Genomic DNA, 20,119 nt, shown 5'->3' with positions numbered 1-20,119 from the left:
GGTGTGCTGGGTCGCGGACGAACATCCCGTTCGCCGCAGTCCCATCCGCGCTGCGCGCGCTGGCCGCGCTCCGCGCTCCCGCCAGGCCCAGCCAGCGGCGAACGGGACGTTCGTCCGCTCCTGGGCACAGCACCTCCCAAGCGCTGTTGCCTTGAACGGCACGTCGGCCCACTCCCGGGCCACAGCGGCACTCGCCTTCTGCACGAACTGAACTTTGCGGCATACAGCTGCTTCTGAATTGCACTGAGAGACAAGGGAACTGATGGCTGACGACATCGACAGCACGGACGAGCTTGACGTCGAGGACACGGGCGAGCAGGGCTCGGTCGCGCCTGACCGGTCTCCGGGGGAGACGGACCGGGTCGAGCCGATCGACCTCAATACTGAGATGCAGCGCAGCTACATCGAGTACGCGATGTCGGTCATCGTGTCGCGGGCGCTCCCGGATGTGCGGGACGGCATGAAGCCCGTGCACCGCCGCGTCATCTATGCGATGTACGACGGTGGCTACCGCCCCGACCGCGGGTTCAACAAGTGCAGCCGCGTCGTCGGTGACGTCATGGGTCAGTACCACCCGCACGGTGATGGCGCGATCTATGACGCGTTGGTGCGGTTGGTCCAGGACTGGTCGCTGCGCTACCCGCTGGTGCAGGGGCAGGGCAACTTCGGCAGCCCCGGTGACGACCCGGCCGCTGCTCCGCGATACACCGAGTGCCGCATGGCGCCGCTGTCGATGGAGCTCGTGCGCGACATCGACAAGAAGACCGTCGACTTCGCTCCGAACTACGACGGCAAGACGCTGGAGCCGACGGTGCTGCCGGCGCGCTTCCCCAACCTGCTCGTCAACGGTTCGTCGGGCATCGCCGTCGGGATGGCCACGCAGATCCCGCCGCACAACCTGCGTGAGGTCTCGGACGCCGCCCTGTGGGTGCTCGAGCACCCCGAGGTGAGCCGCGAAGAGATGCTCGACGCGGTCATGTCGCGCATCCAGGGCCCGGACTTCCCCACCGGCGCGCTCATCATGGGCCGCAAGGGCATCGAGGACGCCTACCGCACGGGCCGCGGCTCGATCATCATGCGGGCCGTCGTCGAGGTCGAGGAGATCCAGGGCCGGCAGTGCCTCGTCATAACCGAGCTGCCCTACCAGGTCAACCCTGACAGCCTCGCGCAGAAGATCGCCGAGCACGTCAAGGACGGCCGCCTGCACGGCATCGCCGACATCCGCGACGAGACCTCCGGCCGCACCGGTCAGCGCCTCGTCATCGTGCTGCGCCGTGACGCGGTCGCCAAGGTCGTGCTCAACAACCTCTTCAAGCACACCCAGCTGCAGTCCAACTACAGCGCCAACATGCTCGCGCTCGTCGACGGTGTGCCGCGCACGCTGCCGATCGACGCCTTCATCCGGCACTGGGTCGACCACCAGATCGACGTCATCCAGCGCCGAACGGCATACCTCCTCAAGGAGGCCGAGGACCGCATCCACATCCTGCGGGGTCTGCTCAAGGCTCTCGACCTGCTGGACGAGGTCATCGCCCTCATCCGCCGCAGCCCCACGGCCGAGGCGGCCCGCGACGGCCTCATCGAGCTCCTCGAGATCGACGAGATCCAGGCCCGCGCGATCCTCGAGCTGCAGCTCCGCCGTCTGGCCGCCCTCGAGCGCCAGAAGATCATCGACGAGCACGACGCGATCCAGCGCGAGATCGAGGACTACCAGGACATCCTGGCCAAGCCGGAGCGCCAGCGGACCATCGTGTCCGAGGAGCTCGCCGAGATCGTGGCGAAGTACGGCGACGAGCGTCGCTCGATCATCCACGGTTTCGACGGCGACATGTCGATGGAGGACCTCATCCCCGAGGAGGACGTCGTCGTGACGATCACCCGGGGTGGCTACGCCAAGCGCACCAAGGTCGACGCCTACCGGTCGCAGAAGCGCGGCGGCAAGGGCGTCAAGGGCGCGCAGCTGCGTGGCGAGGACGTCGTGGCGCACTTCTTCACGACCACCTCGCACCACTGGCTGCTCTTCTTCACCAACCTCGGCCGGGTCTACCGCGCCAAGGCCTACGAGCTGCCCGACGCCAGCCGCGACGCCAAGGGCCAGCACGTCGCCAACATCATGGCGTTCCAGCCCGACGAGCACATCGCCCAGGTCCTGGCGCTGCGCAACTACAGCGACTCGCCCTACCTCGTGCTCGCCACGAAGAACGGGCTGGTCAAGAAGACCCGGCTCGCGGAGTACGACTCCCCGCGCACTGGCGGCCTCATCGCCGTCAACCTGCGCGACGGCGACGAGCTCGTCGGAGCCGGGCTGACCTCGTCGGCCGACGACCTGCTGCTCGTGTCGAAGAAGGGCCAGTCGGTCCGCTTCCACGCCGACGACGCGACGCTGCGACCGATGGGTCGCTCGACGTCGGGCGTCACCGGCATGAAGTTCCGCGGCGACGACTCGCTGCTGTCGATGTCGGTCATCGAGGACGGCACCGACCCTGACGTCTTCGTGGTCTTCGAGTCCGGCCTGGCCAAGCGCTCGCAGGCCTCGCAGTGGAACGTCAAGGGTCGCGCGATCCTCGGTGTCACGGTCGCCAAGCAGTCCGAGAAGGGTGGCGACCTCGTCGGTGCCCTCACCGTCTCCGAGGACGACGAGGTCATGGTCGTCTTCGAGCGCGGCAACATCGTGCGCTCGCGCGTCGACGAGGTCAGGCTCACCGGCCGCAACACCGGCGGTGTCTGGTTCGCGAAGCCGGGCAAGAACGATGCGATCGTCGGAGTGGCCCGCAACGCCGAGAAGGTTGTCGAGGAGGAGGTCGCCGAGGCCGACGCCGAGGGTGTCTCCCCGGTCGACGGCACGCCGGTGGACACCGACCCCGACAGCGACCTGGACACCGATCTCGACATGTCCGCGGACACAGGCGGCGAGCGTGACCGCGACGTGGCCGATGGCGTACCGTCGTTGGACAAGAGCACCGACGGCGACGACAACGACGCTGCCGGTGACGCAGAGGGCGACGGAGGCGACGAGTGAGCACGGCAGACCAGGCAGGCACCTCGATGCGATCGGTGTCGGGTTCTTCGCCTGAGGCCTCGCGTCCGCTTCCACGCACGGAGCGCGACGGCCGGGTGGCCAACGGGTCCTCGGCCGCCCCACCGCAGGCTGCCCGCGCGACCGGTCGCCGCGTGCGACTCACCGTCTCCCGCGTCGACCCCTGGTCGGCGATGAAGATGTCGTTCCTGCTGTCCGTGGCGCTCGGCATCGCCGGCGTCGTCATGGTCTCCGTGCTGTGGATGATCCTCGCCGGCATGGGGGTCTTCGACCAGGTCAACGGCCTCGTCGGCCAGATCATCCAGGACGGCGAGAACACCTTCGACATCATGGACTTCCTCGGCTTCGGCCGCGTCGTCTCGCTCGCGATCGTCGTCGGCGTCATCGACGTCATCCTCATGACGGCGCTCGCGACCCTCGCGGCCTTCCTCTACAACGTGTCGAGCAGCCTCGTCGGCGGCCTTCAGCTGACCCTCACCGACGACTGACCCCACCACGAACATCCGGTATGCCGCCCGCTCCCGTGAGCGGGCGGCATACCGTTTTGTGGGTAGGTGCGGGGGTGGGGTAACCTCGTCTCTCGCGCCGCCGTGACGGGGGCGCCGCCGGATTGGCGACGGGCCTATAGCTCAGACGGTTAGAGCGCTTCCCTGATAAGGAAGAGGCCAGAGGTTCAAGTCCTCTTAGGCCCACCATCCGATCCTCGACCAAGCCAGGTGGTTACTGCCGTGAAGAAGATCCTCTTCGTCGCCCTGTCCGCGCTCACCGCCGGCCTCGTCAAGAAGAAGCTCGACGCGCAGGGCGCCGACCAGCGGCTGTGGGCCGAGGCGACGGACGACCGCCCCGCGGTCACCCCCACCGCAGGAAGCTGACACCAACTCAACACGGGGACTTAGCTCAGCTGGTAGAGCACCGCCTTTGCAAGGCGGGGGTCAGGGGTTCGAACCCCCTAGTCTCCACCACGTGATCGACAGGCCCTTCCCGGCATCAGGGAAGGGTTGTTCTTTTGGGGCTCCCTCACGTGCCACCGTTTCAGTGCGCTCGAACTAGGGTCGAAGCTGAGAGGCTGCGCGCATGGGGAACTTCTTTGACACGTCGGCTCTGGTGACCGCGACGGTGCGGGGGCGCGCCGTCACGTGCGGCTACTGCGACAACCCGACGTTCGGGACGCGCCGGATCAAGCTCAACACCTCGGGGGCAGAGTTCTTCGGATTCGCTTGGGCCAACAAGGAGAGCCTCGCCCTGATCTGCGACGAGTGCGGCGGGATCCACGAGTTCCTTGACGGTGTCGTCGAGACCACCTCTGCCTCCTAGGGGCAGCGGGGGACGGGGGCGCTGTAGGTCGTGTTGGAGGCGTTCGCGACGTAGTAGTCGCTGAGCCAGCGGCCGTCGACGAGCTGGTTCCAGACGCTGGTCGTGCCGACCTTCGTCCCTGCCTTCTGGCAGGCCACGTAGGCCAGGCCGCCGCCCTGGATAGTGCCGTTCACGGCATACGCCGTCCCGGGACCTGAGCGCGTGTTGACCGCTGTCGAGATGCTGAGCTGCCCCGGATAGCTGCAGATGGGCAACCCGGCACTGAAGCCGGTCTGGGAGGAAGTCGACACATACCGGTCGGTGACGAAGCCACCGCTCGTGATCCGGTCCCACACAGGCGTGCTGCCAACGACCTGACCGCGGGACTGACACACCACCGAGACCGTGGCGTTCGGGGCCAGGGTGCCGACGATCGGGTAGGCGCTCGAGGGACCACTGCGGACGTTGAGGGTGGACGTGCTCGTGACGCGATAGTTCTTGGCGACGGTGGCGACCGGCCCCTTGATGATGTCGCTGTCGATGTTCATCGTCACGCCGCCCCACGTCTCGTTGTGGTCGCCGCGGTACTGCTTGGAGCGCTGCCACTCGGCCCACAGGCTGTTGCTCGCCGTGGGCCAGTTGGTGACCGTGGCGACGTTGTCCCACCGCGCCATCCAGACCGCGTCCGGCCGGGCGTACGACGTCCAGTTGTAGCCGTAGGCGAGGTCACGCAGCCCGGAGTCCTGGTGCACGTAGACGCCGGCGAGGAAGCCAGCCCGGTGCAGGGCACGCGTCCACTCCGAGACATAGGTCCGGACGGCCGGGGTGCACCCGGCAGCTGCGCGGTCGTAGTGCTCGACGTCGGCATACAGCGCGCTGCCCGCACGCAGTCCCAGGGCGCGCGCCTTGGCCACCGCGTCGTTGCCGTCAGCCGCTCCACGCGCGGCGGCGCCGCTCGCGGCATACCGATAGGGCTTGCTCCCGAAGACGCAGAACGGCTGATCGCCGAAGTACGTCGGGACGAGCGACCACCCAGCGGCCGCAGTGCTCTGGACCCACGAGGCCGTGAGGTTGGGCTGCGCGCAGCCACGGTTGCGACCGCCGAAGTAGATGTTGACGCCCGTGTAGGGCGACCTCCCGCGCCAGGCGGCCAGGGCGCTCAGCGACGGGGCGGTGCAGGTGTCGAAGAAGTAACCCTGCAGACGGGTGGCCGAGGCTGCGCTCGGGTAGCTGACGGGAGTGCTGGGCTCGGCGATGGCAGGCGCAGGGACGACGATGCCGAGCGCCAAAGCCCCCAGAGCCGCGACCACTCCTGCGATGACACGACGTGGATAGGACATGGTCCACCTCCTGCGCGGAGCCGGACGGGCGCACGGCCCACACACACCAGATGATCCGCCTTCGCGACGCACTGCGGAAGGCCCACTCGTCAGTGGGCCAGTGACACTTTCGGGTCAGGGGTGACCAGTGCCGTCACCCGGCGCTCAGCGGTCAGACGTTGCCGAGGATGCGGTCGACGGCGACCTCGATGACGACCCGAGCCGGGTTGACCCGCGGCTGCCGGTAGCGGACGGCATAGCGCGTCACAGCATCGAGCACCGACTCCGGGTCGTCGAGCACGCGAGCCGCACCCTCGAACGACAACCACCGTCGCCCGTCCACCTGGCAGATCGCGACCCGGCCCGCCCGCGCGGCGTTGCGCGCCTTCTGGGAGCTGCCGCTCGTGATGACGCGAGCGACGTGCGCGACGGGATCCCAGGTGAAGCCCACCGGCACGACGTGCGGGCTGCCGTCCCGACGCAGCGTCGTCAACGTCGCGAGGTGCCGGTCCTGCAGGAAGGTGAGGGCGTCGTCGGAGAGGTCGCTCGGGTGCATGGCCACGCCGAGGAGTCTGGCACGCGAACCGACCAGCAACCCTCAGAAGCCGGAGCGCAGCAGCATCGCCGCGAGCGCGAACATCACCAGCCCGATGACGAGGTCGAGCACCTGCCACGTGCGCGGCCGAGCGAACCAGCGCGAGGCGAGGCGGGCGGCATACCCCAGGCCGGTGAACCACAGCAGACTCGCGACGCAGGCACCCAGGCCGAACCACCACTTCCCGGTCGGTCCGTGGCTCGTGCTGAGGTTGCCCAGCATGAGCACCGTGTCGAGGTACACGTGCGGGTTGAGCCAGGTCAGCGCAAGGGCGGTCCCCACGACGGAGGACTTTGCGGCGGGCAGGCCGGCGGTGAGCGCCTTCGGGCGCCGCGCCGCGAGGAGGGATCGCACACCGAACCAGACGAGGTATGCCGCACCGCCGACGGTGACGATGCGAAGGACCGTGGGGTGCCCCTCGACGACCGCCCCCACCCCGACCACTCCAGCGACGATGAGGGCGACGTCGCTGACGGCGCAGATGGCGACGACGACGCCGACGTGCTGGCGGGCCACTCCCTGACGCAGGACGAACGCGTTCTGGGCTCCGATGGCGATGATGAGCGAGAGGCCGGACAGCATGCCGGCGAGGACGGTGGTGAGGATCGTGGTGTTCATCGTCCTCGACGCTAGGGCCCGACGTGCGTGAAGACCAGCGAAGATTTCTTGGCATCCCTGAGTTTTGCTTCATCTAGGATTGAGAGCGTGCACACCGAACAGCTCCGCGCCCTCCTGGCCGTCGTCGACGGCGGGACCTTCGAGGCGGCCGCCCGACAGCTGCACGTCACTCCCTCGGCGGTGAGCCAGCGGATCAAGGCGCTCGAGCAGTCGATGGGTCAGGTGGTCGTGCGGCGTGGGCTGCCGTGCGAGCCGACGACCGCGGGTGAGGTGCTCGTCCGGCTGGCCCGCCAGCAGCACCTGCTCGAGCAGGAGGCGCGGGCCGCTCTCGACGAGTCCGCCGCGCCGCGCGAGCTGCCCGTCGCCGTCAACGCGGACTCGCTGGCGAGCTGGTTCCGGCCGATCCTGGCCGAGGTCGCCGGGTGGGACGGCGTCGTGCTGAGGCTCCACGTCGAGGATGAGGGCCACAGCCACGAGCTCCTCCGTGCCGGCACCGTGCTGGGTGCCGTCACCTCGAACCCCAGCCCGGTGCAGGGGTGTTCGGTCGAACGGATCGGGGCGATGCGCTACCTCCCCGTGGCCACGCCTACCCTGCGCGCCCGGTTCGCGACGGGCCGGGGCATTGACTGGGATCGGATGCCGGTGCTCGAGTTCAACGACCACGACGACCTCCAGCGGCGGGTCCTGCGTCGCCACGGAGTCGAGGTCGACCCACCGACGCACCGCATCCCGTCGTCGGAGGCGTTCGCCGAGGGTGTCCGTGCGGGTCTGGGCTGGGGAGCGCTGCCCCTGGTGCAGTGCGCTGCGGACCTCGAGAGCGGAAGCCTGGTCCGGCTGAGCGCTCGCGACCACGTGGACGTGCCGCTCCACTGGCAGTCCTGGCGCCTGCGCTCGCCGCTGGTCGAGCGGCTCACCGAGGCGATCAGCCGCCACGCCCCCTCTCGGTGAAACTCGCGCTCGCCCGAAAACACCTTGATCCGTATGCCGCACGCGACCTAGCGTGGATCGCCTCACCGGCCGACCGGCGGGAGCACCCCACCAGGGTCGGTGAGCCTGCAGAGCGGAGCTCCCCGATGACCTCTCACCTCCTCGCCGTCACCTTCGAGGCGAGCGACCCGGCTGTGCTTGCGCAGTTCTGGCGCGGGGTCCTGGGTCGAGTGATGACCGTCGATCAGGAAGGAGGCATCGTCCTGCCGCCGCGCGACGACCCCGGCTTCGCGGTCCGGTTCGTGCCGTCGACCAAGCCACGTGTCGGCCCCAACCGGATCCACTTCGACCTCACGAGCTCGTCCGACGAGGACATGCAGTCGACCATCGCCCGGGCACTGGAGCTCGGTGGCTCCCACCTCGATGTCGGCCAGCTGCCCGAGGAGGGTCACGCGGTGCTCGCCGACCCCGAGGGCAACGAGTTCTGCGTCATCCCGCCCGGCAACACCTTCCTCGCCGACACCGATGTCATCGGCGCCGTCAACTGCGAGGGCACGCAGGCCCTCGGCTACTTCTGGGGCGAGGCGCTGACGTGGCCTCTCGTCTGGGACCAGGACGAGGAGACCGCGATCCAGTCACCCCGGGGCGGCTCCAAGATCACGTGGAGCGGACCCCCCGTCGCCCCGCAAACCGGCAAGGATCGGCTTCACCTCGAGGTCGCCACGTCCGATGACGCAGACCACGAGGCCGAGGTCGAGCGCCTCGTCGCCCTCGGTGCCTCACGCGTCGACAACGGTCACGGCGACGTCAGCTGGGTCGTGCTGGCCGATCCCGACGGCAACGAGTTCCGCGTTCACGCCCCTTGATGAGGCTCAGAGGATGGTCGCCGTCGCGACGGAGATCCGGCCCGCCGTCATGTAGCCGGTCTTGGAGCCGGTGACTCGCACCGTGAGGGTCTTGCCCTGGTCGGTGGTCGTCAGCTTGTAGGTGCTGGCCGTGGCGCCCGAGATGGCGACGCCCGCGCGGTACCACTGGTAGGCGAAGGTGACCGGTGCCGGTCCCCAGGTGCCGGGCGTGGCGGTGAGGGTGTAGCCGACCCGCGTCGTCCCGGTGATCGTCGGGACGGCCGAGGTCAGCGCACCCAGCACCGCGGTGGTCGCAGCGGACATCTTGGCCACCGCGGTGTAGCCGGCCTTCGAGCCGACGACCCGCACCGTGAGGGTCTTGCCCTGGTCGGTGGCGGTGAGCTTGTAGGTGCTCGCCGTGGCGCCCGAGATCGCGACACCCGCGCGGTACCACTGGTAGGTGAGCGTCACCGGTGCCGGTCCCCAGGTGCCGGGCGTGGCGGTGAGCGTGTAGCCGACGGTCTTGGTCCCGGTGATGGTCGGCGTTGGCGCGATGAGCGTGCCGGCGGCGATCACGGCCGTGGCCGCGGAGGTCCTGGCGACCGAGGTGTGGCCGGACTTCGTCCCCGTCACGGTGACCGTGATCGTCTTGCCCGTGTCGGTGCCGGTGAGCACGTAGCTGCTCGCCGTGGCCCCGGTGATGGCGACGCCGGCCCGGCGCCACTGGTAGGCGAGGGTGACCGGGGCCGGACCCCAGGTGCCGGGGTTGGCCGTGAGCCGGTAGCCGGCCTTGGCCGTGCCGGTGATCGTGGGCGTCGGCGCGGTGAGTGCCGCCAGGACCGTGGAGGTCGCCACCGAGGTCTTCGCCACGGCGGTGTAGCCGGTCTTGGAGCCGACGACGCGGACGGTGAGCGTCTTGCCGAGGTCGGTGCTGGTCAGCTTCCAGGTGCTCGCGGTGGCGCCCGAGATCGCGACACCCGCGCGGTACCACTGGTAGGCCAGCGTCACCGGTGCCGGGCCCCAGGTGCCCGGGACGGCCGTGAGGGTGGAGCCGACGGTCGGAGACCCGCTGATCGTCGGTGTCGGCGCCGTGAGGGTGCCGGCCGCGACGACTGCCGTCGCCGCTGAGGTCCTGGCCGTCGTGGTGTAGCCCGACTTGGTGCCGGTCACGGTGACGGTGAGCGTCTTGCCCGTGTCTGCGCCGGTGAGCGCGAAGGTGCTGGCCGTCGCCCCGGCGATGGCGACGCCGGCCCGCTTCCACTGGTAGGCCAGGGTGACGGGAGCCGGTCCCCACGTGCCGGGGTTGGCCGTGAGCGTGGAGCCCGCCTTCGCCGTCCCGGTGATCGTCGGCGTCGGAGCCGTGAGCGTGCCCTGGCTGCCTCCGACCGTCGCGACATAGGTCGTGTCGTCGTTGCCGGCATCGGTGCGGAGGTAGTAGCGCACGCTGACCGCCTTGCCGACCATGGCCGCGGTCACCGTCAGGGTCTTGTCCCAGCCCACGGTCGCGCCGTCGACGCGCCACTCGTAGGAGTCGTAGTCGATGGCAGCACCACTGCTCGGGGTGCCGTGGTTGGCAGTGAGCACCTGGCCCGTGGCGACCGTCCCGTCGATCCGCAGGGGTGAGGTCAGGACGACACCCGAGCCCACGGCATACCCGATGCTCCACATCGTCGCCGGCGCGTAGCCGGCGAGGGTTCCCGTCACGCGGACGGAGACCGACTTGCCCTGGTGCGCAGTGGTCGGGGTGAAGCTGGCGCCCGTGGCACCCGCGATCGGGGTGAAGGCGTAGTCGGTGGAGGCCTCGCGAACGCCCCACTGGTAGGCGAGCTGCACGCCGGCCGGGCCCCATGCACCCGGGTGGACCGTCAACGGCGATCCGACCCGGGCGGCTCCGTTGACCCACGGGTCGCTCGCGGTGAGGGACTTGCCGACGACGGGCAGGACGACGCGCATCGTGCGCTGCTCGGGCGTCGCCGGCTGGGTGAAGATCGTCGCGGTGGTGCTGTCGGCCGCGTTGTCCCAGCAGCGCGAGCCGTAGCGGAGGTCACGCGCGGGTGCCTCCGGACCGTAGTAGTCGTCGGAGAAGCAGATCTTGTAGCGGCCGCCCACCGCGGTCCTCCAGAAGAACTGGCCCTTGGCGTCGGTCTGGCGAGGTCCGTACTGCGGGGTGTCCCACTGACCGGTCTCCGTGTTGTGGGTGTAGACCGTCCAGCTGAGCCCCTGGATGGGAGCGCCCGCGGTGTCCACGGCCTCCGCGGTGAAGCCGGTCTGCGGCGCGAGCTGGAAGTTGGCGGTCGTGACCGTGGGTCCCTCGGGCAGGATCGGTGCGGGATCCGGGTATGCCGGCGTGCTCGTGGTCGTGCCGTTCCAGTACTCGGGGGCCCAGTAGTGCTTGTCCCAGTCCTCGCGAGCGGTGATCTGCGCCTGGCCCGGGATGACCTTGGCGAGCGTGTAGGCGCCGGTGGCGTCGGTCAGGGTGGTCACGACCGAGCCACCGTTGACCGGTGAGGACTCGACGATGAGGCCGGCGATCGGTGCGCCCGTCGGGCCGGTGACCTTGCCCGTGACGGTCGCCCATCGCGGGAGCCGGATGTTGGCGGTGACCGGAGTCGTCGAGCTCACCACGATGGTCTTGGCGGCCCCATGGCCGTTGGCCTGGTCGTAGTACTGGCTCGCGTAGGTGTTGCTGCAGGTCGTGCCGGAGTGGCAGTTGGCAAAGAGCGTGTACTCACCGGCCTGGGTGACGTCGATCGTGAAGCGCCCCGCCGCGTCGGTCGTCCCGTAGTGGTTGCGCGAGTCGGACCAGTCGACGGGCTCGGCGTAGAGGTAGGCGTCGGCGAGCGGGACCACGCGTCCGGTCGCATCGAGGCCGGTGACGATGCCGGTGATGGCGTAGCCGGAGGCTGCCTGGGCCTGCGCCTGTCCCTCTCCCGCGGTTGCTGCCTGGGCCGGGGAGGCCGCAGCCAGGGCGAGGGTGGCACCGAGGACGGTGGCGAGCGCGAGGACGAGAAGCTGGCGCATGCGGCGCACGGGCGAGTCAGCGAGGACGGTCGAGGACACGGACGACTCCTGGAGGTGGGGCGGGCAGGAGGGAGTCCCCACAACAGCCGTGACCCCCACGGGGGGAATCGTAGCGGCTGGGGAAGGCGCAGATCTCGGCCTTGGCAAAGCCCGGTGCCCCGGCCCGCCGGCAGACTCAGCCGACCCAGGTCCCGTCGTCCCACGCGGAGGCGAGCACGGCGGCATACGGCGCCAGGTCGTGACCCTTCTCGGCGACCCACTCGTCGTTGTTGTACGTGTCCTCGTAGCGGTCACCGCGGTCGCACACCAGCGACACGATCGAGCCGGTCTCGCCCGCCGCCTGCATCTCGGCCGCGAGCCGGAGCGAGCCGTAGATGTTGGTGCCCGTCGACGGCCCGGCGTGGATACCGGTGCGCTCACGCAGGAACCGCATCGCCGCGATCGAGGCGCAGTCGGGGACCCCGAGCATCCGGTCGACGACCAGCGGCAGGAACGAGGGCTCCAACCGCGCCCGTCCGATGCCCTCGATGCGCGACGGCGCCAACCGCGCCTCACCGTCGCCCTGCCACGCGGGCAGGAACGCCGAACGCTCCGGGTCGACGACGCAGACGCGGGTGTCGAGCGCCTGGTAGCGGACGTAGCGCCCGATCGTCGCCGACGTCCCACCCGTGCCCGCGCCGACGACGATCCAGGTCGGCACGGGATGCTCCTCCATCGCCATCTGCTCGAAGATCGACTCGGCGATGTTGTTGTTGCCGCGCCAGTCCGTCGCCCGCTCCGCGTTGCTGAACTGGTCGAGATAGACGCCGCCGGCGGCGTCGGCCAGCCGGCGAGCCTCGTCATAGACCGTCGTCGGGTCCTCGACGAGGTGGCACGTGCCGCCCTCGCGCTCGATGAGCTTGATCTTGGCCGGCGAGGTCGAGGAGGCCATGACCGCGACGAACGGCACCCCCAGCATCCGCGCGAAGTGCGCCTCACTCACTGCTGTCGACCCGGACGAGGCCTCGACGACCGTGGTGCGCGGCCCGATGATCCCGTTGCACAGCCCGTAGAGGAAGAGCGAGCGCGCCAGCCGGTGCTTGAGCGACCCCGTCGGGTGAGTCGACTCGTCCTTGAGATAGAGGTCGACCCTGTGGCACCCGGGCAGGTGCACCTTGATGAGGTGGGTGTCGGACGTGCGGGTCGCGTCGGCGCGCAGCCGTCGGATCGCCTCACGCACCCACGCGCGGTCGGGCTCCGTCCGCATGCCCGTGTCGACGAGTGGTGAGGCGACTGGCAGGGACGGCGATGACATGGCGCTCAACCTATCCGCCGCGCGCTGGGGGCGAACAACCAACAACGAGAGGCGGTATGCCGGGTGGTCACCCGGCATACCGCCTCTCGTCGTGCGATCCGAAGGGATCAGGTGTTGCTGTCGTTGCGGCCCTCGTCGAGGTGGGGCGTCGAGAGGTCGGAGCTCTCGGACGTGCCCGACGTGGACGGGGCGGAGCCGTCGGCCCAGTCGCCGGCGCTCGACCAGGCGTCGCCCTCGGTCGCGGTCTCGGTCGTGGGCTCGCCACCGAAGTCGCTGGCCTCGGCGACCTCGGCCTCGTCGGCGAGCTCGTCAGACTTGGCGGCGGCCGCTCCCTTGGCCTCGGCAGCCTTGTCACTCACGGCGTCCTTGGCCTCGGTGGCCTTGTCCTTGACGGCGGAGCCCGCGGCAGCGGCCTTCTCCTTGGCGGCGGCGGCGAGGTCGGTCACCTTGTCACCGACGGAGGCGCCGTTGGACGCGGCCGGCCCACCCACGGTCGAGGCGCGGCCACCCGCAGGCGGGGTGTAGGCGCCGGCGGTCGCCCACGGGTCCTTCTTCTCGCTCGACTTCTTCCAGGCGAAGAAGGCGGCACCGGCGGCGAGCAGGCCGAGGAGGATGGCTCCCTTGCCGCCACGGCGCTGGGGCTTGGCGACGGCGTCGCCCTTGAGCACGTGGTAGGCGTCGGGCGCGCGGTCGGCGGCCTCGGCGGCGGCGCCCTTGGCGGCAGCCGCACCGGCGATGACGGTCGCGAGCGCGGACGCCAGCTTGGGCACGACGTCCTCGACGAAGGTGTCCCGGGCGTCCTGGACCTTGGGGGCGAGGTTGTCGGCCGCCTCGTGGACCTTGGGCACGGCTTGGTCGGCGTAGCCGCGGGCGGTCTCGCGAGCGCTCTCGACGCGCGGTGCCGCCTTGTCCTTGAGGTCGGCCGCGCGGGCCCGGAGGTCGGCGGCGGTGGACTGGGCGGACGACGTGGCGTCCGAGGCGGTGGAGGCAGCGGTCTCGACGCGAGCGGCCACGGCTTCGCGCGCCTGCTCGGTCTTGCTCTTGGTGCGGAACACAGCGTTCTCCTATCGATGGCGATTGAACGACTACTGCCATCAAACACTGTTTCCACTGGTCATGACAGCGGGGGTACCCCCTCAGACCACATCCCCGGTATGCCGTCCGCCCGCCTCCGCGGGCCCCTCACCTCGGCGTTTGCACACCCACCGAGCACCCATAGAGTGGAGGCATGAAGGCATCTCTGAAGACCAACCACGGCACCATCAACCTGAACCTCTTCGCGGACCAGGCCCCCAAGACGGTCAAGACCATCACGGGCCTTGCGACGGGCGAGCTCGAGTTCAAGGACGACGCGGGCCGCACCAACCCCGAGCGCTTCTACGACGGCCTGATCTTCCACCGGATCATCCCCGGCTTCATGATCCAGGGCGGCGACCCGCTCGGCAAGGGCTTCGGTGGCCCCGGCTTCGCGTTCGACGACGAGATCCACCCGGAGCTCCAGTTCGACCGCCCCTACCTCCTCGCCATGGCCAACGCCGGCAAGCAGATGGGCAAGGGCACCAACGGCTCGCAGTTCTTCATCACCGTCACGCCGACCCCGCACCTCAACGGCAAGCACACCATCTTCGGTGAGGTCGCCGACCAGGAGAGCCGCGACGTCGTCGACAAGATCGCGGCCGTCCAGACCGGTGGCCAGGACAAGCCCAAGGACGACGTCGTCATCGAGAGCTTCGACATCGAGGCCTGAGCCCGGCGAGCTCTGCACACCTGGTTCGACTTTGTGCCCCAGTGGGACACGCTGACGGAGGCCTTCGGCCGACGGATCGTGTCCCACTGGGGCACACAGTCGTCTTACAGGGCGCGCCTCTAGACTCGGGCCGGTGAGCGAGCCCACGGCATACGGTCAGTCCAGCACGCCGGAAGAGGTGCCGGTCTGCCCGCGCCACCCCGACCGGGTGTCCTACGTGCGGTGCCAGCGCTGCGGCCGGCCGGTGTGCCCGGAGTGCCAGCGCCCCGCAGCCGTCGGGGTGCAGTGCGTCGACTGTGTGCGTGAGGGCGCGAAGTCGATCCGTCAGGGGCGCACGATCTTCGGCGGTGACGTCGCCGCCATCGGTGGCCGTCCCCTCGTCACGATGACGATCATCGGCATCTGCGTGGCGGTCTTCCTCGCCCAGCTGGCGAGGCCGGGCCTGACCGACGAGGTGGCGTTCGCCCCCTACCTCGGTGACACCGAGCCGTGGCGCTTCCTCACCTCGGCGTTCGCGCACAGTCCGCAGATGATCCTGCACATCGCCTTCAACATGTATGCGCTGTGGATCATGGGGCAGTACCTCGAGCCGATGCTCGGCCGGGCCCGGTTCGCCGCGCTCTACCTCATCACCGCGTTCGGTGGGTCGGTCGTCTACCTGCTCCTGGCCTTCCCCCACACGGTCGACGAGCTCAACCAGCGCGACTTCGGTGCGTGGGAGACGGCGGCGGTGGGTGCGTCGGGTGCGGTGTTCGGGCTCTTCGGAGCCTTCCTCATCCTGCAGCGTCGGCTGGGCCGGTCGGCGGCGACGATGTACGCGACTATCGGCATCAACGCCGTGATCGGGTTCGTCGTGCCGGGCATCGCGTGGCAGGCGCACCTCGGCGGGTTCCTCGTGGGCGTGGCGTGCGCGGCCGTCTTCGCCTACCTGGGCAAGCGACCTGAGGTCGGCGGGACGCAGCGCGCCAGCTTCGGCATCCACTGGATCGGGCTCGCCGCCATCACGGCGGTCCTCGTCGTGCTCACGGTGGCCAAGTACGCCCTGACCTCCTCCCCCATCTGAGGCCGACTTATTGCGAGTTCGGGTCACGCCGATCGGGCCGTAGGCCCTCCGTGCGTGACCCGAACTCGCAATAAGTCGGGGTGGGGCGCTGGATTACATCGGTGTCATTCATCCACATTGGGGACAAACCCTGTGGACAACTCGAGGTTGTCCACAGAATCGTCCACACGGCATACCCGATGTCGTGTGGACAGCGAACGGCCCCCGACCACGAGGGTCAGGGGCCGTGCAGCGTTGCGGGGGCTGTAGAGCAGCTGTCAGCGCCAGCGCGTCGTCATGAGGAAGCCGGCCATCATGAACGCGAACCCGGCGCCGAGGTTCCAGCGGCCGATCTCGGGCAGGGGGTACTCCTTGGCGCCCGAGATGTAGTAGGTGACGACCCAGACGAGCCCGATGAGCATCAGTGCGAGCATGAGAGGCACGAACCAGCGCGGGTTGGGCTTGTTGACCCGGCCCTGCGCCGTGCGGGGCGGGGTGTAGGCGGGCTTGGAACGACCCTTGGACTCTGGCACGGACTGTCTCCTTGGCGTGTGGTGTCGTGGCCTAGCGTAGAGCCTGAACTTCGAAGAGGGAGGACCCCATGGTGCGGCGCAAGGCGTTCCTCACGACGCGACCCGGTCCGTGGTCGATCGCCGTGCCGATCGTCGCCGTGCTCGCGGGCGTCCTCTTCGCCACCAGCGGCTCGGCCGCGCAGGGCCGCAGCCTGCGCTCCGACGCCGCCGGACTGCCCGACATCATCCGCGAGCAGACCCAGGACAACGCCCGGATGACCGGCGACCTCGAGCAGCTCACCCTCGAGGTCGACCAGCTCACCCGCGACGGAGCCCCGGGCAACGCCGCCATCGAGAAGCTCGAGCGCGAGGCCGACGCGCTGGGGCTCGCCGCCGGACGCACCGCCCTCCAGGGGCCGGGCGTCGAGGTCCAGCTCGACGACTCCGACCTCAGCTCCGACCGGCTCCCGCCCGGCCGCACCGTCGACGACATCGTCGTGCACCAGCAGGACGTGCAGGCCGTCGTCAACGCGTTCTGGGCCGGTGGCGCCGAGGCGATGATGATCCAGGACCAGCGGATCATCGCGACGAGCGCCGTGCGCTGCGTCGGCAACACCCTCATCCTCCAGGGCCGCGTCTACTCCCCGCCCTACCGCATCCGCGCCATCGGTGATCCCGACCGGCTGCGCGACATCCTCGGGCAGTCCCCCGAGATCCAGATCTACCAGGAGTACGTCAAGGCCGTCGGGCTCGGCTACGAGGTGATCACGCACGACCGGCTGGAGTTCCCGGCATACGCGGGGTCGATCACGCCGGAGTACGCCACGGTGGCGAGGTGACCCGACACCGCCGCCGCCAGCACCGGCGCCGCGGCGGGGTGGCCGGGGCAGCCGGAATCGCCGAGGTCGTCGGCGAGCTGCTCATGACGCTCGGCGCCCTCGTGCTCCTCTTCGTCGTCTGGCAGCTGTGGTGGACCGACGTCGAGTCGGACCGGGCCCACGCGGCCACGGTGACGTCCCTGTCGCGCGCATTCGGCGACGCATCCGGGGGCGGCGGCAGCGCACCGGACGCCACCGACGCCACGACGGACGGGGCTGATGTGCCCGCGGGTGCCTTCGCCATCGTGCGGGTGCCGCGCTTCGGTGCCGACTACGCCCGTCCGCTCGTCGAGGGCACGAGCGCCGCAGAGCTCGCCGAGGGCCTCGGCCACTACGCCGGCACCGCCGGACCGGGCGAGATCGGCAACTTCGCCGTCGCAGGTCACCGGACGACCTATGGCAAGCCGCTCGCCGAGATCGACCGGCTGCAGCAGGGTGACCGGGTCGTCGTCGAGACGCGCCAGGGCTGGACCGTCTATGCCGTCACGAGCCACGAGATCGTCCGCCCGTCGCAGTCCGAGGTCATCGCGCCCGTGCCTGGCGACCGCACCGCGAAGCCGACCAGGGCGGTGCTCACCCTCACCGCGTGCCACCCGAGGTTCAGTGCGAAGTTCCGCTGGGTCACCCACGCGGGCCTCGTCGAGACCCGCACCCGCGCGCAGGGTCCTCCGTCGCTCGCCGTGTCGACGGCTGCGGCGAACGGAGGAACCTGATGTATGCCGCCCTCTGGCGTGCGCTGCCCGGTCCCGTCGTGCTCAGGGCCGTGCTGCTGATCGCACTGCTAGCGGCCGTCGTGGCCGCCTGCTTCGAGTGGCTCTTCCCGCTGGTCGCATCGTGGCTGCCCTACGACGAGACCACCGTCGGCACGGATACTGGTGGCTCGGCACTCCTGCCCTTCCCGACCCCGGAGCCCTCGTGACGACCTCGCCCCGCCGCATCCTCGTGATCGACAACTACGACTCGTTCGTGTTCACGATCGTCGGCTATCTCGAGCAGCTCGGCGCCGAGTGCACCGTCGTCCGCAACGACGCCATCGCCGCCGCTGACGGTGCCGACTTCGACGGGGTGCTCGTCTCCCCCGGCCCGGGGACACCCGAGCAGGCGGGTGTCTCGATGGCGATGATCGAGGCCTGTGGTGAGCGGTCGCAGCCGATGCTCGGGGTCTGCCTCGGACACCAGGCGCTCGGTGTCGTCGCCGGCGGCACCGTGGGGCGCGCACCCGAGCTGCTCCACGGCAAGACGTCGCTGGTCCACCACTCCGGGGTCGGTGTCCTGGAGGGGCTGTCGACGCCCTTCACGGCCACCCGCTACCACTCGCTGACCATCGACCCCCCGACGCTGCCCGACTCGCTCGTCGGCACCGGTCACACCGAGAGCGGCATCATCATGGCGGTCCAGCACCGCGAGCTGCCGCTGCACGGCGTCCAGTTCCACCCCGAGTCGGTCCTCACCCAGGGTGGCCACCGGCTGCTCGCCAACTGGCTCGCAGTGTGTGGCGACCCGGAGGCGGTCGAGCGCTCGCAGGGGCTCAGCCCGCTCGTCCACGACGGCGCCGACGTCGCAGCCAAGGTCACCGGCTGACCCCAGCCACAAGGCGCTACCCCCGACTCGTCCCGCTCCAAGGCGCTCAGCACACATCCCATCCGTGGGAATCGGGGGAATTGGGTGAGAAACCCACGGGGACGGTGGTTCGGGTTCGGTGGAGCGGCCGGGTGCCCGAAGGCCGGGGTCAGGGACTGGGCGGGATGGTGGGGGTGTTCGACGGGACCGTCGGTGAGGGTGAGGGTGAGGGCGAGGCGGTGGGAGAAGGCGTGGCCGACGGGGTGGGCGTGGGCGTCGGGGTGGGGCTGGGCGTCGGGGTCGGGGTCGGCGGTGGTGGAGGGGGCGGCGGCTCCTTTTGGGCGACCACGATCGTCACCTCGGAGCCGGCCGCGACCTTCTCGTTCGTCTCGGGATCCTGGTCGATGACCGTGCCCTCCTTGGCCCGCGAGGTCTGCTCGTACTCGGTCCTGGGCTTGAGCCCGATCGCGAGCAGAGCCGCCGACGCCGCGTCCTGGCTCATGGTCGTCAGCTTGGGCACCTTGACCAGACCGGTGGACACGTTGAGGTTGACGGGCTCACCCGGCTGCAGCGACCGGCCAGCCGCCGGGTCGGACGAGATGACTCGGTCCTTCGGCTGGTCGTCGGTGTCCACCCTGACGGTCCGTCCGACAGTGAGCTTGGCCCTCGTGAGGGCGGCGGTGGCCTCGGCCACGGTCAGGCCGGCGAGCTGAGGGACCGCGACGGCGTTGGGTCCGGTCGAGATGACGAGCCGGACCGTGGTCTCTGCCGCGTCGACGCGCTCGCCGGGCTTGGGATCCTGTGAGATGACTGAACCCGCCGGGATGGTGTCGTTCTTCTGGCTGGTCTCGGTGAAGCGCAGCCCGACGTCGGCTAGCTCCTCGACCGCCGTCGCGCGCGGCTGGTTCGTCACGACGGGCACCGTCACCTTGCTGGCCTCCTCGCGCATCTCGAGGTACTGCTGGGCACCGAAGGCGAGCAGGGCCAACGCAGCGATGATGGCGATCGTGAGCAGGACGTAGGTCGCTCCACGCCGCTTCTGCCGCTCCTCCCGGTCGACCGCTGCCGGGAAGGTCGACGTCGTCGGCCCGGCCACCGGCACGGGTGCCACGTCCCTGGGACGGGTGGTCGCGGCATACACCTCGGTGGGTTCGGACGTGGTGATGGCAGCGGGCCCGGCGGTGAGCGCGGCGAGCGAGGCCAGGGCCGCGGCACTGACCGGGCGTCCGAGGCGTGCGGACTGGAGGTCGTTGCGGAAGGATCCGGCGTCCTGGTAGCGCTTCTCCCGGTCCTTGGCGAGCGAGTGCAGGACGACGGCGTCGAGGTCCTCGCTCACGGAGCTTCTCGCGTGCCGACGGGGCCACCGGCTGCTCACCGACGTGCTGGTAGGCGATGGACACGGGGCTGTCGCCGACGAACGGCGGGCGTCCG

20 protein-coding genes and 2 tRNA genes are annotated in these 20,119 nt (G+C 69.9%); 14 read left to right on the top strand and 8 right to left on the bottom strand.

Annotation, left to right across the window (positions count from 1 at the left end; all coding sequences use genetic code 11):
• Positions 1 to 262: 262 nt before the first annotated feature.
• From gyrA to ACZZ98_RS08350, 6 genes are all read left to right on the top strand, one after another.
• Positions 263 to 3,019 (top strand): DNA gyrase subunit A, encoded by a 2,757-nt coding sequence (gene gyrA, locus ACZZ98_RS08375; protein ID WP_463515806.1) that lies wholly within the window; start codon positions 263 to 265, stop codon positions 3,017 to 3,019.
• Positions 3,016 to 3,525 carry a DUF3566 domain-containing protein gene (locus ACZZ98_RS08370; RefSeq protein ID WP_463515805.1) on the top strand — a complete coding sequence of 170 codons (510 nt, stop codon included), beginning with the start codon at positions 3,016 to 3,018 and terminating at the stop codon, positions 3,523 to 3,525. Before gyrA ends, ACZZ98_RS08370 begins: the two co-directional genes overlap by 4 nt.
• 130 nt (positions 3,526 to 3,655) lie before the next feature.
• Positions 3,656 to 3,732 (top strand) — tRNA-Ile (locus tag ACZZ98_RS08365).
• A gap of 33 nt (positions 3,733 to 3,765) precedes the next feature.
• Positions 3,766 to 3,909, top strand: coding sequence for a DLW-39 family protein (locus ACZZ98_RS08360; protein ID WP_380086437.1), 144 nt, complete (start codon positions 3,766 to 3,768; stop codon positions 3,907 to 3,909).
• Between the two features lie 14 nt (positions 3,910 to 3,923).
• A tRNA-Ala gene (locus ACZZ98_RS08355) sits at positions 3,924 to 3,999 on the top strand.
• Between the two features lie 112 nt (positions 4,000 to 4,111).
• Complete coding sequence (locus ACZZ98_RS08350) at positions 4,112 to 4,351, top strand: hypothetical protein (RefSeq protein WP_463515804.1); 240 nt, start codon at positions 4,112 to 4,114, stop codon at positions 4,349 to 4,351.
• Here the strand turns inward: ACZZ98_RS08350 and ACZZ98_RS08345 are convergent.
• The 3 genes from ACZZ98_RS08345 to ACZZ98_RS08335 all read right to left on the bottom strand — a co-directional run bounded on the left by ACZZ98_RS08345 (position 4,348) and on the right by ACZZ98_RS08335 (position 6,862).
• Complete coding sequence (locus ACZZ98_RS08345) at positions 4,348 to 5,670, bottom strand: glycoside hydrolase domain-containing protein (protein WP_463515803.1); 1,323 nt, start codon at positions 5,668 to 5,670, stop codon at positions 4,348 to 4,350. The two genes, ACZZ98_RS08350 and ACZZ98_RS08345, sit on opposite strands and share 4 nt — an antisense overlap.
• 151 nt (positions 5,671 to 5,821) lie before the next feature.
• Entirely contained in the window at positions 5,822 to 6,205 is a 384-nt protein-coding gene (locus tag ACZZ98_RS08340; protein ID WP_463517746.1) for a PPOX class F420-dependent oxidoreductase, read from the bottom strand.
• A 42-nt stretch (positions 6,206 to 6,247) separates the two neighbouring features.
• Positions 6,248 to 6,862: a LysE/ArgO family amino acid transporter gene (locus tag ACZZ98_RS08335; protein WP_463515802.1), complete on the bottom strand. Its 615-nt coding sequence runs from the start codon at positions 6,860 to 6,862 to the stop codon at positions 6,248 to 6,250.
• Positions 6,863 to 6,949: 87 nt separating this feature from the next.
• Between ACZZ98_RS08335 and ACZZ98_RS08330 the strand changes: the two genes are divergently transcribed.
• Together ACZZ98_RS08330 and ACZZ98_RS08325 are read left to right on the top strand one after the other, a co-directional pair.
• Entirely contained in the window at positions 6,950 to 7,810 is an 861-nt protein-coding gene (locus ACZZ98_RS08330) for a LysR family transcriptional regulator ArgP (protein WP_463515801.1), read from the top strand.
• Between the two features lie 125 nt (positions 7,811 to 7,935).
• A complete protein-coding gene (locus ACZZ98_RS08325; RefSeq protein WP_463515800.1) occupies positions 7,936 to 8,655 on the top strand; it encodes a VOC family protein in 720 nt (239 codons plus the stop codon).
• Between the two features lie 6 nt (positions 8,656 to 8,661).
• Here the strand turns inward: ACZZ98_RS08325 and ACZZ98_RS08320 are convergent, their stop codons facing one another.
• From ACZZ98_RS08320 to ACZZ98_RS08310, 3 genes are all read right to left on the bottom strand, one after another.
• Complete coding sequence (locus ACZZ98_RS08320) at positions 8,662 to 11,694, bottom strand: carboxypeptidase regulatory-like domain-containing protein (RefSeq protein ID WP_463515799.1); 3,033 nt, start codon at positions 11,692 to 11,694, stop codon at positions 8,662 to 8,664.
• Positions 11,695 to 11,830: 136 nt separating this feature from the next.
• Positions 11,831 to 12,949 (bottom strand): PLP-dependent cysteine synthase family protein, encoded by a 1,119-nt coding sequence (locus ACZZ98_RS08315; RefSeq protein ID WP_463515798.1) that lies wholly within the window; start codon positions 12,947 to 12,949, stop codon positions 11,831 to 11,833.
• 107 nt (positions 12,950 to 13,056) lie between these two features.
• The gene (locus ACZZ98_RS08310; protein WP_463515797.1) at positions 13,057 to 14,004 is read right to left on the bottom strand and encodes a hypothetical protein; all 948 of its coding nucleotides are present in this window, start codon (positions 14,002 to 14,004) and stop codon (positions 13,057 to 13,059) included.
• A gap of 173 nt (positions 14,005 to 14,177) precedes the next feature.
• Between ACZZ98_RS08310 and ACZZ98_RS08305 the strand changes: the two genes are divergently transcribed.
• Positions 14,178 to 14,696 carry a peptidylprolyl isomerase gene (locus ACZZ98_RS08305; RefSeq protein WP_380086425.1) on the top strand — a complete coding sequence of 173 codons (519 nt, stop codon included), beginning with the start codon at positions 14,178 to 14,180 and terminating at the stop codon, positions 14,694 to 14,696.
• Positions 14,697 to 14,829: 133 nt separating this feature from the next.
• On the top strand, positions 14,830 to 15,759 hold the full coding sequence (locus ACZZ98_RS08300; protein ID WP_463515796.1) for a rhomboid family intramembrane serine protease: 930 nt from the start codon (positions 14,830 to 14,832) through the stop codon (positions 15,757 to 15,759).
• Positions 15,760 to 16,016: 257 nt separating this feature from the next.
• Here the strand turns inward: ACZZ98_RS08300 and ACZZ98_RS08295 are convergent, their stop codons facing one another.
• Positions 16,017 to 16,271 (bottom strand): cell division protein CrgA, encoded by a 255-nt coding sequence (locus ACZZ98_RS08295; RefSeq protein ID WP_463515795.1) that lies wholly within the window; start codon positions 16,269 to 16,271, stop codon positions 16,017 to 16,019.
• Between the two features lie 68 nt (positions 16,272 to 16,339).
• On the opposite strand from ACZZ98_RS08295, the gene ACZZ98_RS08290 reads away from it, so the two are divergent.
• From ACZZ98_RS08290 to ACZZ98_RS08275, 4 genes are read left to right on the top strand one after another with little or no spacing between them, the layout of a single operon-like run.
• Positions 16,340 to 17,089, top strand: coding sequence for a DUF881 domain-containing protein (locus tag ACZZ98_RS08290; RefSeq protein ID WP_463515794.1), 750 nt, complete (start codon positions 16,340 to 16,342; stop codon positions 17,087 to 17,089).
• A complete protein-coding gene (locus ACZZ98_RS08285) occupies positions 17,086 to 17,841 on the top strand; it encodes a class E sortase (RefSeq protein ID WP_463515793.1) in 756 nt (251 codons plus the stop codon). The genes ACZZ98_RS08290 and ACZZ98_RS08285 overlap by 4 nt, the downstream gene beginning before the upstream one ends.
• Complete coding sequence (locus ACZZ98_RS08280; RefSeq protein ID WP_463515792.1) at positions 17,841 to 18,047, top strand: hypothetical protein; 207 nt, start codon at positions 17,841 to 17,843, stop codon at positions 18,045 to 18,047. Before ACZZ98_RS08285 ends, ACZZ98_RS08280 begins: the two co-directional genes overlap by 1 nt.
• Positions 18,044 to 18,709, top strand: a complete 666-nt coding sequence (locus ACZZ98_RS08275; RefSeq protein ID WP_463515791.1) for an aminodeoxychorismate/anthranilate synthase component II — start codon at positions 18,044 to 18,046, stop codon at positions 18,707 to 18,709. The genes ACZZ98_RS08280 and ACZZ98_RS08275 overlap by 4 nt, the downstream gene beginning before the upstream one ends.
• A 148-nt stretch (positions 18,710 to 18,857) precedes the next feature.
• On the opposite strand, the gene ACZZ98_RS08270 is transcribed toward ACZZ98_RS08275, so the two are convergent.
• On the bottom strand, positions 18,858 to 20,024 hold the full coding sequence (locus ACZZ98_RS08270; RefSeq protein ID WP_463515790.1) for a PASTA domain-containing protein: 1,167 nt from the start codon (positions 20,022 to 20,024) through the stop codon (positions 18,858 to 18,860).
• Positions 20,025 to 20,119 lie beyond the last annotated feature (95 nt).

The sequence above is a fragment of the Knoellia sp. AC549 genome (assembly GCF_979258975.1).
The sequence above is the reverse complement of the archived record's forward strand: the minus strand, read 5'-3'. Positions and strand labels throughout refer to the sequence as shown.